12 protein-coding genes, 1 tRNA gene and 1 pseudogene are annotated in these 16,653 nt (G+C 75.9%); 4 read left to right on the top strand and 10 right to left on the bottom strand.

Translation table 11 applies throughout. The features are described from left to right. The 3 genes from CRP52_RS21065 to CRP52_RS21075 are packed head-to-tail and all read right to left on the bottom strand — an operon-like array spanning position 1 to position 4,228. Positions 1-1,368, bottom strand: coding sequence for an AAA family ATPase (locus tag CRP52_RS21065; protein ID WP_097237815.1), 1,368 nt, complete (start codon positions 1,366-1,368; stop codon positions 1-3). After that, the gene (locus CRP52_RS21070; protein ID WP_257032763.1) at positions 1,368-3,014 is read right to left on the bottom strand and encodes a hypothetical protein; all 1,647 of its coding nucleotides are present in this window, start codon (positions 3,012-3,014) and stop codon (positions 1,368-1,370) included. The genes CRP52_RS21065 and CRP52_RS21070 overlap by 1 nt, the downstream gene beginning before the upstream one ends. Then, the gene (locus CRP52_RS21075) at positions 3,011-4,228 is read right to left on the bottom strand and encodes a hypothetical protein (protein ID WP_097237816.1); all 1,218 of its coding nucleotides are present in this window, start codon (positions 4,226-4,228) and stop codon (positions 3,011-3,013) included. The genes CRP52_RS21070 and CRP52_RS21075 overlap by 4 nt, the downstream gene beginning before the upstream one ends. Positions 4,229-4,450: 222 nt before the next feature. Between CRP52_RS21075 and CRP52_RS21080 the strand changes: the two genes are divergently transcribed. Then, the gene (locus CRP52_RS21080; RefSeq protein ID WP_097237817.1) at positions 4,451-5,107 is read left to right on the top strand and encodes a histidine phosphatase family protein; all 657 of its coding nucleotides are present in this window, start codon (positions 4,451-4,453) and stop codon (positions 5,105-5,107) included. A gap of 47 nt (positions 5,108-5,154) precedes the next feature. On the opposite strand, the gene CRP52_RS37115 is transcribed toward CRP52_RS21080, so the two are convergent. After that, positions 5,155-6,789 (bottom strand): transcriptional regulator, encoded by a 1,635-nt coding sequence (locus tag CRP52_RS37115; protein ID WP_101948223.1) that lies wholly within the window; start codon positions 6,787-6,789, stop codon positions 5,155-5,157. A gap of 264 nt (positions 6,790-7,053) precedes the next feature. On the opposite strand from CRP52_RS37115, the gene CRP52_RS21090 reads away from it, so the two are divergent. Beyond that, positions 7,054-7,569 (top strand): hypothetical protein, encoded by a 516-nt coding sequence (locus CRP52_RS21090; protein WP_257032766.1) that lies wholly within the window; start codon positions 7,054-7,056, stop codon positions 7,567-7,569. Positions 7,570-7,651: 82 nt separating this feature from the next. Continuing rightward, complete coding sequence (locus CRP52_RS21095; RefSeq protein ID WP_097240242.1) at positions 7,652-8,560, top strand: spermidine synthase; 909 nt, start codon at positions 7,652-7,654, stop codon at positions 8,558-8,560. 147 nt (positions 8,561-8,707) lie between these two features. Here CRP52_RS21095 and CRP52_RS40560 read toward each other — a convergent pair whose 3' ends face one another. The 5 genes and pseudogenes from CRP52_RS40560 to CRP52_RS21120 form a co-directional block, all read right to left on the bottom strand. Beyond that, entirely contained in the window at positions 8,708-9,607 is a 900-nt protein-coding gene (locus CRP52_RS40560) for a hypothetical protein (protein ID WP_097237818.1), read from the bottom strand. 124 nt (positions 9,608-9,731) lie between these two features. Beyond that, positions 9,732-10,178, bottom strand: coding sequence for a DUF4442 domain-containing protein (locus tag CRP52_RS21105; protein ID WP_097237819.1), 447 nt, complete (start codon positions 10,176-10,178; stop codon positions 9,732-9,734). 187 nt (positions 10,179-10,365) lie between these two features. Continuing rightward, positions 10,366-10,441: transfer RNA gene (locus CRP52_RS21110), tRNA-His, on the bottom strand. Positions 10,442-10,564: 123 nt separating this feature from the next. Next, complete coding sequence (orn, locus tag CRP52_RS21115; RefSeq protein ID WP_097237820.1) at positions 10,565-11,167, bottom strand: oligoribonuclease; 603 nt, start codon at positions 11,165-11,167, stop codon at positions 10,565-10,567. Positions 11,168-12,083: 916 nt separating this feature from the next. Beyond that, a pseudogene (locus tag CRP52_RS21120) lies at positions 12,084-13,089 on the bottom strand (helix-turn-helix domain-containing protein); the annotation flags it as partial. A gap of 965 nt (positions 13,090-14,054) precedes the next feature. Between CRP52_RS21120 and CRP52_RS21125 the strand changes: the two are divergent. Next, a complete protein-coding gene (locus tag CRP52_RS21125; RefSeq protein WP_179852870.1) occupies positions 14,055-14,843 on the top strand; it encodes a GNAT family N-acetyltransferase in 789 nt (262 codons plus the stop codon). Between the two features lie 342 nt (positions 14,844-15,185). On the opposite strand, the gene CRP52_RS21130 is transcribed toward CRP52_RS21125, so the two are convergent. Beyond that, positions 15,186-15,962, bottom strand: a complete 777-nt coding sequence (locus CRP52_RS21130; RefSeq protein ID WP_097240243.1) for an HAD family hydrolase — start codon at positions 15,960-15,962, stop codon at positions 15,186-15,188. Positions 15,963-16,653 lie beyond the last annotated feature (691 nt).

Below are 16,653 nucleotides of genomic sequence, written 5' to 3' on the forward strand. Positions count from 1 at the left end.
CTACCGCAGGTGCACCCGGTGGCCGCTCAGGTGGTGCAGGACCTGGTGGTTGGCCTCCCAGCCGTCCGGGAAGGCCACCGGGACGCCCAACTGCACCGGCTCGGTGGAGGGGTGCTCGTCCAGCAGCTCGGCGATCCCGGCCCGGGCCACCACGATGCAGGCGTGCCGGTGCCGGGAGGCGAGCACGCAGAGCCGGCCGGTCTCCAGGTGGAAGGCGGTCGCATCGGGGCGGCCGGAGAGCGGGTGCAGCACCACGGTGACGTCGTACTCGCGGCCCTGCAGCCGGTTGGCGGTGTCCACCGTGACGGCCGGCCCGGCCGCGCCGTCCACCGGGACACCGGCCTTGAGCAGCGCCGCGCGCACCGCCGCCGCCTGGTCGCGGTGGGCGGTGCCGACGGCGATCCGGTCCGCGGTGAGCGGCGCCTCGCCCTGTTCGGAGTGGGCCGTCAGCCCGCGCTCCAGCAGCCGGCGGACGGTGGCCGCGACGGCCGCCACGGCCTGCGGGTCGGTCCGTACGGTGTGCCGGGCGGGCAGCTCCAGCAGCGCCCAGCCGTGCTCGGCGGCCCGGTCGATCACCGCGTCCAGGGCCGAGCCGTCGGGGCGGACGGCAGCGGTCAGCCGGCGGTCCCCCGGGCCGGTGCCGGACCGGAACGGGGTGTACGGGTAGAACGCCCGCGAGATCAGCGGCGCCGCGCTGGCGGGCAGCCGCCAGGAGACCGGCAGCCGGTGCGGCTCGATCTGCGGGTTGTGCGCCAGCAGGGTGACCACGGCGCTGCCGGACGGGTCGTACGACAGGCCGGCCCACTGCTCGGTGCCGACCACGGTGAACGGGTCCAGCTGGCCCGGGTCGCCGACGAACAGCGCCCGCTCGAACAGCCGGGCCACCGCGAGCAGGGCGTCCGAGCGCATCTGGTACGCCTCGTCGACGATCGCGTGCCGCCACGGCGCCTCGGCCCGTACCCACTGCCACTTGGCCGAGGTGGAGATCACCACGTCGTGCTCGACCAGGTCGGCGACCTTGTCGGAGGGCGTGACGTTGGCGTGCCGCAGCACCTCAGGACCGGGCCGGGTGTCCGCGGCGTGCAGCCGGCCGATCGTCAACTCCGGTGCCTTCTCGGCCAGTCGGCCGACCAGGTCGTCCACCTGGCTGTTGGTCTGGGCGACGATCATCAGCCGCTCGCCGGCCTCGACCAGCTCGCGGGCGGCCCGCACCACCAGCGTCGACTTCCCGGCGCCGGGCGGCGAGTCCACCACCACGCCGCGCGGGGCGCCGGCCGGCGGGCGGACGGTCGCCGCCAGGATGCGGGCCACGGCGGCGTCGGCGGAGGCACCGGGGGACTCGGGCAGGGCGGACGACGGCTCGGCCATCACTCCCACTCCTCGGAGGCGAACGGGTCTTCGGCGCCGGCGCCGGCGGTGCCGCCGGCGGTGCCGCGGGCGGGTGCGGGTGCGGGTGCGGTGCCGGGCGGGCCGCCGTGGGTCCACGGGGTGTCGTCCGGCTCGGGCAGCGGCGCGGACTGGCGGACCGTCAACTCGAACAGGGTGAAGGTCACCGGCTCGCCGGGCTCCGGCAGGCTGCCCGGCTCTGGCTCCTTCTTGCGGCCCATGCCGGACAGCACCCGCAGCGTGACGATGCCCTCGACGGTGTCGACCGCGACGACCTCGGCCTTCTGCGCGGACGGCCCGTGCACCCGGTGCACCTCCCTGCCGAGGTCCGCGTGCGGGCGGTCGGCGGTGCGCACGGTGACCAACGGGCGGGGCTTGGGAGAGCGGCCGGTGGTGTCCCAGTCCGGCACCACCTCGGTCACCACGCCGCTGAACGCCTCGCCGGCCAGCCGGTGTTCGGCCATCGCCAGCGGGTCGTCCAGCGCCTCCTGGACGTCCAGCCGGGCCTGCTCGCGCTCGCGCTGGGCGAGCTTGCGGGCGGCGGTGACGGCGTCGTCCTGCCTCGGCTGCGGCGGCTCGCCGGCCGCCAGGCGGTCCCGGTGGCCGGTGTAGGACCAGCGGTCGCCGGTCCAGCGCTCCTCCAGATGGCCGGCCGGCGGCAGGGCGCGCAGCAGGTCCAGGCCCTGCCAGACGTCCCGCCAGGTCGGCAGCAGCACGGCCGTCAGCACCGCCTCCAACTGCTCGACCGCCGCCCGCACGGCCGCCCGGGCGCGCTCGGCGGCGGCCTCGTCGCGCTGTTCGGTGCTGTGCTGCAGGGCGCCCACGGCGGCGTCGTAGCGGGTGATCGCCGGGGCGAGCACCGACTCGTCGAAGCGCGGGTCGGTGGCCGGGCCGGCCGGCGGGTGCAGCAACTGCCCGTGCTCGTCCCGGGCCGACTCGGCCAGCTCGGCCGCCTCCGCGCCGGTCAGGCCGGGCGGCGGCCGGTGCCAGGCCAGCAGGGCGGCCAGGTGCTGGTCCTCCAGGTGGCTCTGGCCGGTGGCCCAGTGCCGGGCCAGCAGGCCGGTCATCGGCAGCAGCAGACTGGAGCCGGGCACCTGGGCGCGGTCGGTGAGGTGGGTCAGCCAGCGGCCGAGCAGCGGCACCCGGACCGGCGCCGGGTAGGGGCCCGGCTCCGCGTCCTCGACGGTGCGGCGGAAGCGGGTCGAGCGGCCGATCAGGGCCAGGTGGTGCACGCCCGCGCCGTTGGGCACGATCAGCTGCGGGGCGTCCGCGCACAGCTCGCGGAACACCTGGGTCTTCTCGCCGGTCTCCGGGTCCTTCTCGGAGCCCTCGATCTGCTCGACCTCGTCGGCGAAGGACTCCAGGTAGGGCAGCAGGTCGGCGGCCAGCTCGGCGAGGAAGTCGAACCGCAGGGTGCGGTTGAGCGGCTGCGGCACCAGGTGCAGCCGGGGCGCGTCCCGGTCGGTGCCCAGCATCACCGCCAGCGGCGCGCCGGACTCGCCGGCCGCGGTCAGCGGGACCAGCACCATCGGACGGTCGGACAGGTGCCGGTGCCGGACGGTGGCCAGCGGCTCGGCCCGGCCGCTGCGGACGGCTTCCAGCCGGGCCAGGGTGGCGAGCAGGCTCATGCGATCGCCCCCGCCGCCCGCCCCAGCGCCTGCGCGCGCAGGGCCGCCGCGTAGGCCAGGCGCTGCGCCGCGTCCTCGGCGTCGTCCGTCCTGCTCGGGTCGACGGTGCCGGAGGCGGCGGCCAGCGCCTCGGCCACCGTCCGGATGCTGCCCAGCTCGCCGCGCACGCCCCGGCCCAGCTGCTCGACCCGGTCGTCGCAGCGGGCCCGGGCGCGGCAGTGGAAGCCGAGCTCGCAGGTGGAGAGGCAGTCCGGGCTGTAGGCGGCGGGCACCGCCTCGACCGAGGCCGCCAGCTGTTCGGCGCTGCGCGCCGGGGCGCCGTCCTCCTCGGCCGCCAGGTCGAAGTCCGCGCCCGGCGGCAGCTCCGCCAGCAGCCGGCCGATGCCGGTCATCCGGCTCAGCTGGCGGCGGGTGGTGGCCAGCTCGCGGCGGACGTCGACGGCGACCGCCGTCGGCCGGTTGCCGAAGTCCTTCGGGCAGACCAGCAGCACGCTCGTCCGGGGGCTGCCCGGCAGCAGCTGCTCGGTGTACGGGTCGTCCGCGAGCGGCTGCCCGGCCGCCGCGGCGGCGGCCCGCTGGAGCGCCAGCACGTACACGGCGGCCTGCCGGGCGGCGGCGCCGACCTTGGCCGGGTCCGCGCTGCCGTCCAGCACCGGGAAGGACTTGATCTCGACGACCGTGCACCGCCCGCCGTGCACCACCAGCGCGTCCGGCTCCAGGTAGGCGGTGCTGCCGGCCACCTCCAGGCGCAGCAACGGGTGGTCCAGCAGCGTCCAGGCCTGCGGGTCGGCGGCGGCCCGGGCCAGCGCCTCGGCCGTCCGGTCGGCGCGGACGGCCGGGCCGGAGCGCTGCAGCAGGTCCGGCACCAGCAGCGGGGTGTGGCCGTCCGCGGGCAGGCCGAGGTGGCGGCGGAGCGGTTCGAGCAGCGGGGCGTAGTCGTCCGCCTTCAGCCGGGACTCGAAGATCACGCCGCGGGCGATCGCGAACGGGGACTGGCCGAAGGGGGCGGGGCGGCCCAGCCGGGCGGCCAGCACCGACTTGTCCACTCCGGCCGCGTCGAGCACGGCGCGGCGGTGGCAGCCCGGATTGGCGGCGAGCGCGGCGAGGGAGCGGGCGTTCAGACTGCGCTGCGGGGCCGGTCCGCGCAGCTCGGCGAGCCGCTGGGCGATCGGCTCAGCGTGCCCGCGGAGCGGGACGTTCGTCGAGACGTTCATGGTGCGTCTCAGTGTCGCATCCGGGTCCGACAACGCGGTGCGGACCGGGTGTCCGTGGCAGCGGCCGGGGCCGTTCCGGGCCGCCGGTGGCCGTCCGGAGCCCGCCGGTGGCCGTAGGCACCGGCCCGCGATCGTGGCCGCCGCCCCGGTGAGGGATCATGGAGCCCGGTGCTCAAGGGTGAGACCGACCGTTGCCACCGCCCCGCTGCGAGGAGCCCTCCCATGCCCGCCCGAATCGTGCTGGTCCGCCACGGCGAGACCGAGTGGTCCGCCACCGGCCGACACACCGGCCGCACCGACATCCCGCTGACCGACGAAGGCCGCGCGATGGCCCGGGCCCTCGGCGCCCGCCTCGCCAAGGCCCCCTGGAACGGGCTGCCGGACGCGCTCGTCTACACCAGCCCGCTCGGCCGTGCCAAGGAGACCTGCGCGCTGGCCGGCTTCGGCGACCGCGCGGTGGACCGCCCCGAGCTGATGGAGTGGGACTACGGCCAGTACGAGGGCCGCACCGGCGTGGACATCCGCGCCACCGACCACCCCGGCTGGCTGATCTGGCGGGACGGCGTGCCCGGTGGCGAGAAGCTCTCCGAGGTGGCCGCCCGGGTGGACGCCTTCCTCGCCGACCTCAACCAGGAGCACGGCGTCCCGGAGCCGGACACCACCCAGATGCACTGCGCCGACCGGGACGTCGTCCTGTTCGCGCACGGCCACCTGCTGCGCATCCTGGCCGCCCGCTGGCTGGGCCTGCCGCCCGAGTTCGCCCAGCGGTTCAAGCTCGGCACGGCCGCACTCTGCGTGCTGTCCTGGGAGTACGGCGCCCCGGCCGTGGAGATCTGGAACGACCTCTCCCACCTGGACGGCCTGAACGCCGGGCACTGACGGATCCGGGACCGGGCGCTGACGGGCCCAGTACCGCCGGACAGGCCCTAGGCGGCCGCCCGCTCGTACTCGGCCAGGAACCGGCGCACCTCGGGCACCCCGGCGTGCGGGCGCAGCCGCCCGGCGGTGTCCGCCAGCATGCTCCGGATCCGGGCCGAGCGGACGTCACCGAACAGCGCGACGGCGGACGAGCCGTGGTGCGCCGCGCCCGCCAGGTCCCCCCGGCCGAGCCGGTCGTGGGCCAGCTCGGCGGTGTACAGCACCCGGTTGCGGACGAAGTGCGGCTTCTGCAGCGCTATGGCCAGCCCGGCCTGCTCGCTGGCGCGGTCCCAGTCGCCGAGCGCGGACCAGCACTGCGACTGGAGGCCGGCGATCTCGGCCTCGCCGAAGAAGGACATCCACTCCGGATCGCCCTCGGCGGTGCCGCGGTCGAACAGCGCGTACGCCCGGCCGAGCGCGCGTTCGCAGGAGGTGCGGTCCTGCAGCAGGGCCCAGGCGCCGGCCTCGCGCATGGCCAGCAGCGCGAGCAGCCGGCAGGAGCCCAGCTCCCGGGCGGCGACCTGCCCGGCCTGGGCGGCACGCAGCGCCTCGCGCGGGCGGCCGGCGTCCCGGGCGAGGAAGGCGCTGTTGCAGAAGACGTGTGCCTCCAGTGCGGAGTCCCCGGCCATCCGGGCGGTGGCCAGCGCCTCGGCGTAGAACGAGCGGGCGTCCGCGAGCCGGTTCGAGTCGTGTGCCAACCAGCCCACCGAGATGGCGAGTTCGCCCGCTCCGGCCTGGAGCCGGCGTTCCGTCTCGGCGCTGTACTCGCCCTCGTTGAGCAGGACGTACGCGTTGCGCAGCGACTGCCCGGCGAGCTCGTACAGGGCGTCGGCGCCGTGCGCGTCGTCGGCCAACCGGATGTCCCGGACGGCCTGTTCGACCCCGAGCACCTCGGCGGCGCCGACCCTGCGCAGGGTCGGCACCGGCCCGGGCCGGCCGGGCACCACCCGGTCGGTGCCGAGCAGCGGCTCGCCGGCCAGCAGTGACGGTGCGGCGAACTCCGCACCGGGAAGGGCGCCTTGGCCGGTGAGCACACCGGAGGCGCCGTCGGTACCGGCCGGTCGACCGGCGGCCGCGGCCGTTCGGTCGATGCCGATCACGGTGGCCAGCGCGGTGGTGCCGCCGGCCAGGAACGTACGGCGACGCACGTCGTCGTTCTCCTCGTCGAGATAGGGCGATCCATCGGGCCCCCGGGGCACCGCGCCGGGACTCGGCCAGCGGGGGCCGTCCGGAACGGTTGGATCCGCGTACGGCGAGGCAGCGTACGGGAGTTGAGTGGAGAGTGGTGAGCGCGGGGCGGGCAGGGGCGGGAACGGCGGGTGGAGCGGGGGCGGTTCGGCCCGTCCGCCGCCGTCCGCCGGGCGCCGGCGGACGGACGTGCGGGGGGCGAAGCCGAGGTCGGTGAGCGTGCGGTCCGGCCACATGTGCCGGAAGACCCGCTCGTAGGCGTAGTTGGGGCAGCGGATCTCACCGGACTCGACCCGCCCGATGTAGCGGGCGTCGCAGGAGACGTGCTCGCCGATCTCGCGGGCGGCCCGGCGCACCGCCATGGCGAACTCGCCGGGGGAGCGGTCGCCGCGCAGCGCGCGCATGACGGCGTTGGGGGACGGTCGGTTCGGCTCGGCCGGTGGGGTGGCTGCCATGGCGCCGAGAGTACTCGGAGTCACCGGTCGGACACATTGGGTTTGTGGGAGATTTGCTGACAATACCGGGCAAAGCGGCCGATGTTGCGGGATATCTGCCATGAAATGCCATGCCTTGCTGTAAGGCGCCCCGTGGCCTGGGGTGCGTTCGCGGCGTTGTCCTGGTACGTGGAAAAGCCAAGGCCGTCGCCACCGGCCCCGTCCCAGCCCGGTGGCCCCTCCGGGCGGCTGTGCTTCCGGATCCGACGAGGTACAGGAGGGCCCATGATGGCCACCGGACTGCCGCAGTACCGACCCGTCCCCGGGGGAGTGCTCGCCGGCGCCGCCCCCGCCCTGCTCCCCGACCCCGCCGACGACCGGATCCCCGGCCGGGGTCCGGTGGACGGCGGCCGCGCGCCGTGCGGCGGTCCCCGGCGCGAGCGCTCCGCCCCCGAGGAGGGCATCCTCGTCACCGGCTGCGACACGGTGACGGTCGCCCTGCGGCACGGCCTGGAAGCCGTCGACATCCTGCGGCTGCGCCGCGCCTGCGGGGCCGTGCACCAGAGCCGCAACGGCAGCACCCTCTCCTTCCTCGTCCCGGCCGGCACCTGGGAGACCTGGCACCTGCCCGGCAGCTCCTGTACGGCCGGCGCCCTCGTCCCGGCCGCCACCGACCCCCGCTGGGTGCTCCCCCCCGCCGGCGCCGGCCGCGCCGCCCGTCCCACCGACGCCTGGGTGCTCCGCTCCGCCCTCTGCGAGGCCGCCTGCACGCTCACCGCGAGCGGCCTCGGCCCGTTCTAGCCGACCGCTGGCTCCGCCCCGTCGGGCCGTCCGGCCGGGCCGTCCGGCCGAGCCGTCCCGCGCGGCGGCGATAATGGCCGACATGGGACGAAGCAGGAACAAGGCCGCCCGCGGCAGCGAGACGGTGGACACCAGCGGGCCGGACGGACGCACCCACGCCCAGGGCCCGCTCACCCGTCCCGTCGGCTCCGGCCTGGCCGAACTGCGGCCCGACCGCGACCGCCCCGCCGCCTGGTCGCTGCTGATCGACGGCGCCCCGCAGTCCCTGGTCGACCTCGCCGATCCCACCCACCTCGGCTTCGAGTACCAGCGCCGGCTCGGCCACCTGATCGACCTGGTCGCCCCGCCCGGCCGCCCGCTGACCGTCCTGCACCTCGGCGGCGGTGCCCTCACCCTGGCCCGCTACGTCGCCGCCACCCGGCCGCGCTCCCGCCAGCAGGTCGCCGAGATCGACACCGCGCTCACCGAACTCGTCCGCACCGAACTGCCGTTGGACCGCGGCTGGCAGATCAAGGTGCGCGGCGCGGACGCCCGCAGCGTGCTGGAACGCACCCCCGAGGGCACCGTCGACCTGGTCATCACCGACGTCTTCTCCGGCGCCCGCACCCCGGCCCACTGCACCACCGTCGAGTTCACCACCCTCGCCGCCCGCGCCCTCGCCCCCGGCGGCTGGTACGCCGCCAACATCGCCGACGGCGCCGCCCTGCCCTTCGCCCGCTCCCAGGTCGCCACCCTCGGCGCGGTCTTCCCGGAACTCTGCCTGATCGCCGACCCGGCCGTGCTGCGCGGCAAGCGCTTCGGCAACCTCGTCCTGGCCGCCGCCCACACCCCGCTCCCCGTCGCCGACCTCACCCGCCGCGCGGCCTCCGACCCCGCCCACGCCCGCGTCGAACACGGCCGCCCCCTCACCGACTTCGCCGCCGGAGCCACCCCGGCCACCGACGCCACCGCCGCGCCCTCCCCGGAGCCACCCCCGGGCGTCTTCCACTGACAAGCCACCGGCCCCGCCGTTCCATCCGACGGCGGGGCCACCCGGTTCGGTCGGCGTCCCGCCAGGTTCGGCTCCTGGGCGCGAACTTCCGCTGCTGGAGCCCGCCGCCGTGCTCTGCACACCCGCGCCGACAGCAGGCCGGCCCGGTCAGTGTCCGCGGGGCAGTCCGCGGTGCTTGCACATGGCCGCACCGGTGAGCAACAGGCCGGCGGCGATCGGCGCGAGGACGGCGGTCGCGGTGGCGGAGCCGTCGGTTGCGGGGGTGACGGTGGCGGTGTCGGCGATGGCGAGCGTCTCGGGCGTCCCGTCGCCGCCGGGTGAGACGGCCGCGACGGGGATGGCTGCCGCGCCGTCGTGGCCGACGGTGCCCGCGGTCGCGGTGTCGGTCGCGCCCGCCGCTTCCGCCGGGACCGGCGGAGCCTCGGTGCTCCCGGCTCGCCGCGGATCGGCGGAGCGGGTGGTGCCGGGGTGCAGGTGGCCGGTGGCGGGCAGCCCGGTGGGCGCGACCTCCTGGGCCGGGTTGGATTCGGCGGAGGGGCGTTGGGCGGGGACGGTGCCGGTCAGGCCGGAGGCGATCGCGAAGGCGTCGGGGACGGCGGCCGGCTGGCCTGGCAGGGGGAGTCCGCCGGCCCGGATCCGCTCCTGCAGGGAGCCGCCGATCGCCCCGGCGGTCCCTTCGAGGGGTCCGCCGTCGGCCGGCACTCCGACGGACCCGGGGGAGCGGTCCGGCGTCCCGGCCGCCGACTGCCCCTGGCCGACGGGACGTTCGGCTGACTGCCCGTCGAGCGCCGGCCGGCCGAGCGCGGGTGAGCCGAGCAGGGGCGTGCCGTGCGGGACGTGTCGGACGGCGGGCCGGGCCGGTTCCCGCAGCGGGTCGGCGGCCACCGCGTACGCGCCCGCGGCGCCGAGGCCCCAGAGTTGTGCGAGCAGGGCCCCGCCGGCTGCGACGGCCCGGGGGCGGGGCAGCCGACGGGCGATCCCGCGCCGCCCTCCGCTGCCGCCGCGGAGGGCGGCTTCCTGGGGCTTGGTCGCGTGAATGGCTCGCATGTGAGTTGAGAACGAGCGGACCGGCGGTGAGGTCACGCCGACCGTCACGGACGGTCAGCGCACGGACGGTCATCGCACGGGCGGCCCCGAGGTGGTGTTCCCGGGGCCACCGGGCGCGCGGCGGTCAGGAGTTGGGGCGCAGGGTCCAGGTGACCGTCATCACACCGGTCACGGCGCCGTCGGCGCGGGTGATCTCGACGGTGACGGGGAACTCGGGGCGGCCGCCCTCGTCCAGCTCGGCGACGACCTCGGCGGCCGGGCGGCCGAGCACGGCGGTGGCGGTGACCTCGCCCATGGCGAGCTTCTTGTACGCGATCTCGGCGTTGACGGCGAGCGGCACGGCCCGGGACAGCTGGTCGCCGAAGGCGGCGAGCACGATGCAGCCGCTGGCGGACTCGGCGAGCGTGAACATCGCGCCGGCGTGCGGGCCGCCGACGTGGTTGTGGTACGCGGGCTGGTCGGGCAGCCGGAGCACGGCGCGCTCCGGGGTGGTCTCCAGGTACTCAAGCTTCAGGGTGTGCGCCATCGGCACGGTGGCGTCGAGCATCTGGCCGATCGTAGGTGTGGTCATGGCGACGATGTTACTAGCCGGTAGCTTTCGGCGGCAGGGGTCGACCTGAGATCGAGCTGAAGTGCATCGGACGTCGACCGGACGTCGACCGGACGTCGACCGGAAAAGCCGGGCCACCGGGCACAGTTGAAGGAACGCGAAAACGCCCGAGGGGCCGACCTCTTGAAGAGATCGGCCCCTCGGGCTCTGGGGTGAGTGACGGGACTCGAACCCGCGGCCACCTGGACCACAACCAGGTGCTCTACCAACTGAGCTACACCCACCATCTGTCCGGTCCGTTCCCGCTCTCGCGTTCCCGTTCCGACAGGAAGAACTCTACAGGATCCGAGAGGGTGCTCGCGCCACGGTTTCCTTCCCGCGGTCGTGGGCACCCTCCCGGACCCGGATCAGCCGGCCGGGGTCTGGTACTTCCCGGCGATGGCGCGCGCGGTGTCGGCGTCCGGGCCGGGCTGGGGGACGAACACGGCCTCGCGGTAGTACCGCAGTTCGTCGATGCTCTCCCGGATGTCGGCGAGCGCCCGGTGGTTGCCGCCCTTCGGCGGGCTGTTGTAGTACGCCTTCGGGTACCAGCGGCGGGCCAGCTCCTTGATCGAGGAGACGTCCACGATCCGGTAGTGCAGGTGCTTCTCCAGGGCCGGCATGTCCCGGGCGAGGAAGCCGCGGTCGGTCGCCACCGAGTTTCCGCACAGCGGCGTCTTCCCGGCCTCCGGCACGTGCTCGCGCACGTACGCGAGCACCCGCTCCTCGGCCTCGGCCAGGGTCACGCCCTGCGCCAGCTCCTCCAGCAGGCCGGAGGCGGTGTGCATCGCGCGCACCACCTCGGGCATGTTCGCCAGCGCCTCCGCCGGCGGCCGGATGATGACGTCCAGGCCCTCGCCGAGGATGTTCAGCTCGGAGTCCGTCACCAGCACCGCGACCTCGACCAGGGCGTCCCGGTCGAGGTCGAGGCCGGTCATTTCACAGTCGATCCATACCAAACGGTCATTCACGCAACTCACCCTACGGCGCGATCACGCGCCGCGGGCACCGGCGGTGCCGAGCGGGGGGCCGCAGCGGTGGCCTCGGCCTGGTGCTCCTCGGCTCCGTCGTGCGTGCCGGGGCCGTCCGGGTGCTCGCCCTCCCGACCGGTGCGGACCGGGTGGCCGTCCCGCCCGGGACGGGCCTCGCGCGCCGCCCGGGCACCCTCGGCGCCCGCCCGTCCGCCCTGGGGACGGACGGCCTGCGGTGCCCGCGCCTGCCGGCCGCGGAGCTCGCCGGCCCCGGCCGCCGGCTGCCCGGCGGGGGACGGCAGCCGTCCGGCGGCCGCGCCGTGGCCGCGTCCGGCCGTACCCGGCTCGTCCGCGGGCCGCTCGACCGCGCTGCGGTGCCCCTGGCCCTGGCCGCGCGCCCCGGGCTGGGGGTGGCCGTCCTCGGCCGCCGCGTGCTCGGCGGTGCGCGGCGGACGTCCCGCCCCCGCGCCCGGACCGATCTGCGGCGGCACCACCGGACCCCGCACCGGACCGCGCCCGACCGCACCCTGCTGCCCGGGGTGCGATTGCTGCGCGGCCTGCTGGTGCGGGTACGGCTGGCCCGCCCGGGCGTGGAAGGCCTGGGCGGCGGCCGGTGTCCCGGCCTGTCCCGGGCCGTACCCGGCCGGCTGGCCGTGCGCCCCGGATTGCCCGTGCGCCCCCGGCTGGCCGTGGCCGACCTGTTGCCCGTGCACCGGTTGCCCGTGGGCCGGCTGCCCGTGCGGGCCGACCGGCGCCTGAGCCCCCGGCCCGCCCGGGAACGGCTGCGCCGCCTGGGCGCCGTGCGCACCGGCGAACAGCGACCCGCCCGCCATCCCGGCGGCGCCGGCCGCCGCGTGCGGCAGGGCACCGGCCAGCCGCAGGTCACCGCCGTGCGCACCGGCCGCGGTGGGCGGCTGCTGCCCGGGACGGCGCGCCCGGTAGCTGGTCCGGTACGCGGCCGGGGAGACCCCGAGCTGGCGGCGGAAGTGTCCGCGCAGCGCCACCGGCGAACGGAACCCGCACCGGCGGGCGACGTCGTCCACCGACAGCTCCGAGGTCTCCAGCAACCGCTGCGCCTGGAGCACCCGCTGGGTGATCAGCCACTGCAGCGGCGCACTGCCGGTGAGCGTGCGGAACCGCCGGTCGAAGGTGCGCCGGCTCATGTAGGCGCGAGCCGCCAGCACCTCGACGTCGAACTGCTGGTTGAGGTTCTCCAGCGCCCAGGTGACCACCTCGGCCAGCGGGTCGTTGCCGATCTCCTCCGGTAAAGACTGATCGATGTACTGGGCCTGTCCTCCGCCGCCGCGGCGGCTCGGCACCACCAGGCGGCGGGCCAGCGCGTTGGCCGCCTCGGCGCCGTGGTCGCTGCGCACCACGTGCAGGCAGAGGTCGATGCCGGCGGCGGTGCCGGCCGAGGTGAGCACGTCGCCGTCGTCGACGAACAGCTCGCGCGGGTCGACGTGGACGCGGGGGTAGCGCTTGGCCAGCGTCGGCGCGTACATCCAGTGGGTGGTGGCCGGGCGGCCGTCGAGCAGGCCGGCGGCGGCCAGGACGAAGGCGCCGGTGCAGAGGCCGATGATCCGGGCGCCCTCGTGGTGGGCCTTGCGCAGGGCGGTGATCGCCTCGACCGGCGGGGGCTGGGAGATCGAGCGCCAGGCCGGTACGACGATCGTGCCGGCCCGGGCCAGGGCCTCCAGACCGTACGGGGCGGAGAGGGTCAGGCCGCCGGTGGTGGCCAGCGGGCCCTCCTCGCCGGCGCAGACCAGCAGGCGGTAGCGGGGCACCCCGGCGTCCTGGCGGTCCACGCCGAAGACCGAGAGCGGGATCGAACTCTCGAAGATCGGGGCACCGCCGAAGATCAGCACCGCGACGGTCTCCCGGCGGCGCCGGCCGGACAGCTTCCGGGGGGCGGAGATCGTCACGGTGCTCGCCGAGCTGTTCGCGCCGGAGCCGTTGGCGCCGAGCCCGCCGTGGCCCAGCGGGCCGTGACCGGAGCCGGTGCCGAGGGCGTTGCCGCCGAGCGGGCCGCCGTTGGCACCGGGGGCGCCGTTCTGGCCCGGCACGCCGACGGGGTAGCCGGGCTGGCCCGGGTAGCCGGCGTAGCCCGGGTAACCGGGGTAGTCGCCGCCGTGGGCCGGGGCGTGGCTGACGGGGCCCCGGCTGACGGGCTGTCCGCCGGTCGGCTGCCCGCCTCCGTGTGACTGGGCTCCGTGCGACTGGCCTCCGTGCGGTGTGGCCGCGCCGTGTTCGGCGCCGCCCGGGACGGTGCCCGAGCCGACCGCGGGGGTGTGTGCCGCGGCGGAGTACGTCGCGGGGTACGAGGGGTGCGCGGCGGCGCCCGGGGCGCCGGAGCTGCGGGTGGTGGCGATCGCGGAGGTGCCAGTGCTTCTCGCGGGTCGGCCCGCGGTGCCGGCCACCGCCTGGCCGCTGTCAGGACTCGCGTCGCTCCTGCTCACCCTGCTCAAGGCGCTCAAGCCCCCTCGGTGGTGTGGTGTGGGTGGTGCGGCACTGCTAGCCAAGATCGAAATCTATCGGGTGGACCATTGCCGTTGTGACAAGTTCACCATCCGACGCTATGTCGACATGGCAATTTGGCGTGATGCATTCGATCACGAAGCGTGGCACCCGTCGACCCTTCTGTGAAGAGGGCGGAAGCAACGGTGGCTGGTTGTCGCAGGGCCGTTCACGGAGCGCTCGGCCCCCTGGTGCCCGGTGGGCGGGTCTGGGCTGCGGATTTGCCCAAGCGGGAGGGAGCAGTGCGAAATTGACCGAAAATCATCGGTGCACGAGAGGGCGCACGGGTGCGGGATATGCGCCTCCCAGGCTTCATCAGGCCAAGCCTGACGGGGCGGAAGCAGCATCCGGGCCGCCGGGTTACGGTCCTGCCGTGAACGCCGACAGCCGGCTCGAACGGGCCAACGACAACGCCGCCGCCTTCTGGCTCAGCCAAGCCCGCGTCCACGGCTGGCGGTTCCGCACCGCCCGGGGTCTGACGGCAGTGCGCTGCGCCCGCACCCCGGACGACGCGCACCGGTTCGTGGTGACCCGCCGCTACGCCGAACCCGGCCTGCTGGAACGGGAGTTGGCTGGTCTGCTGAGTGAGTGGTCGACCATCGGCTTCGTGCTGGAGGACCCGTACGGAGGGCTCGACCTCACCCGCCTCGGGGCCGCCCGGATGCCGCTCATGCCGGTGATGGTCCGGGACCCGGGGCCGGTCGAGGGCATGACGGCCACCCTGCCCGCCGCCTCGGAAGCCGTCGGGGGCGGTCTCCTGACGGTGGATGAGGCCAGGGGCGGCGACAGCTTCGCGTCGGTCGAACGGGCGATCGTGGAGGGGTTCCCGCTGCCCGCCCGACAGCCCTGGGTCCGCGGCGAGGCACTTCCGGAGCAACTGCTGCGCGAGCCCGGTTGGCGGGCGTGGCTCGGCCGCGTCGACGGCGCCGTGGCGGGCGCCTGCCTCACCTACGACGACGGCCGGGCCACCGGCGTGTACTGGGTCGTCACCCTGCCCGAACACCGCGGTCGGGGAGTGGCCCGCGCCGTCCTGCAGACCGCCCTTGCCCACGCCCACCAGGACCGCCCGGCCACCCTGGTCGCCACCACGCTCGGCGAGCCGCTCTACCGCACGCTCGGATTCGCCGAGCAGGCCCGAACCTGCTGGTGGAGCCGCACCTAGGCGCAGGGCTGACCGGCGGGGCCGAGCCGGCGGGGAGCGCCTCGGGTGCTACCGGGCGAAGGCCGGCGTGGGGGTGGGGGCGGGGCCACGGCGAAGGCGCTCGACGCGGTCGAGCGGTCCTCCAGGAACGGTTCCGGCGCGGCTCCGGGCGACGCCCGACCGCGCGCCGGAGCGCACGCCGGAGGCCGCCCCGGCGCCCGTGCGCACCTTGGCGATCACGGCAAACCCGCCGGATCGGTTTCGGACACCGAACCCGGCTCTCTGACCCGACTGGTCGCCGGCCCGGCCGCTCGCCCCGCCGTCCGCAGGAACGGGCGCACTCGGACGCTCCGGGGCGGCCGACTACCCACGCGCGCCGGACCGCGCGCTGAGCAGGGCCGTCTCCCGGACCGGCACCCCGGCGGCCTGCCGCCGACCCCACCCGCCGGCCCGGATCCCCGGCCGGGGCGAGGGCGCGTTGCGCGCCGCGAGCACCTGGCCGACGGCCTCCGGCAGCCCGGCCGCCTTCAGCGTCGGCCGGTAGCCGCTCTCCGCCCACGGCCGGCCGTGGTGCAGCCAGACGCTGCGCAGCCCGGCTAGCTCGGCCCCGGCGATGTCGGCGGGCGCGTGGTCCCCGACCATCCAGGTGTGTGCGGCCCATTCCCCGGTGGGTGCGATGCCGCACCGCTGGGCGGCGATCTCGAAGATCAGCGGGTCCGGCTTGACGCAGTCGGCCTCCTCGGAGATGACCCAGCCGTCGACCATCGGCCCCAGCCCGGTCCGCCGGATCTTCTCCAACTGCGGGCGGGTGCCCCCGTTGCTGACGATCCCGAGCGTCCACCCGGCCGCCCGCGCCGCCCGCAGCGCCTCCATGTGCCGGGGCGGGCAGTGGATGTGGGAGTTGATGCCGCGCCGGTAGTGGGCGAGCAGGAACTCGGTGGACCCGTCCAGGCCGTAGCGGCGCCGGACCGCGGACAGTACGGTGCTGCGCGGCACGTAGCCGCCGCCGTCGAGGGTGACGAACCAGTCGAGGTCGCCGGGCGGGAGGTCGTGTTCGGACAGGAAGTCCTGTGCCCAGGCCCGGAAGGCGGCGTCCCGGGGGAGCAGCGTGTTGTCGAGGTCGAACAGCAGCAGGGGCATGTCCAGCATGGTGCCAGCGCCCGCGCCTATGCATCTGGCAAATGCCAGACAGCGTCCCGAAGCCGTACGAAGTGGCTGGAACGGACTCCGGCAGCTGGCGTACGGCCGCCGGTACCGGGCAGCTCCGGAAGGGGCCCTCGGGGGCGGCGGGGCCAGCGGGGGCAGCGGGGGCGGCGGGGCAACGGGGCAGCGGGGAGTAACGGTTCGCGACGCCTCGCAACGGATCGTCGCCGATCCATGACAGTCCGGTCACGGTGTCCGGGGGCCCTGTTGCGTCGTCTGGCCCGCTCAGTCAAGCTCCAGGGAACCTCCTTTCCGGAGGGGGCGTGACCGCCTGCGGGCAGGGCGCACCGCCACGGCGGGCGCATCCCCCTTTCGCGGGAACAACGTCGCTCCGGGGCTTCGCCACTGGGCTCGGCCCCACGCCCGTCGTACTCTGAAAGGAACAGGTCCATACGGTGCTGCGCGGCTCAGACCGACGTCATCCCGTGGGCGGGCCTGCTGCCCGGGCAGCGTTGTCCTCTCCTGTCGGCCCCTCTCCATCGAAGAGCCGTGAGCCATGGCTGGTTTTGAGCCTCCCCGACCGGTCGAACCGGACGTGCCCCGCAGTGCGGGTGCAGGGACCGGGGGAGACGGAGTCGGCGTACCGCAGGGCCTCGCGCGCGCTCTGCGCGGCCTCGCGCGCCGCGGC

The organism is Streptomyces sp. 1331.2 (assembly GCF_900199205.1).
Taxonomy (GTDB): domain Bacteria; phylum Actinomycetota; class Actinomycetes; order Streptomycetales; family Streptomycetaceae; genus Kitasatospora.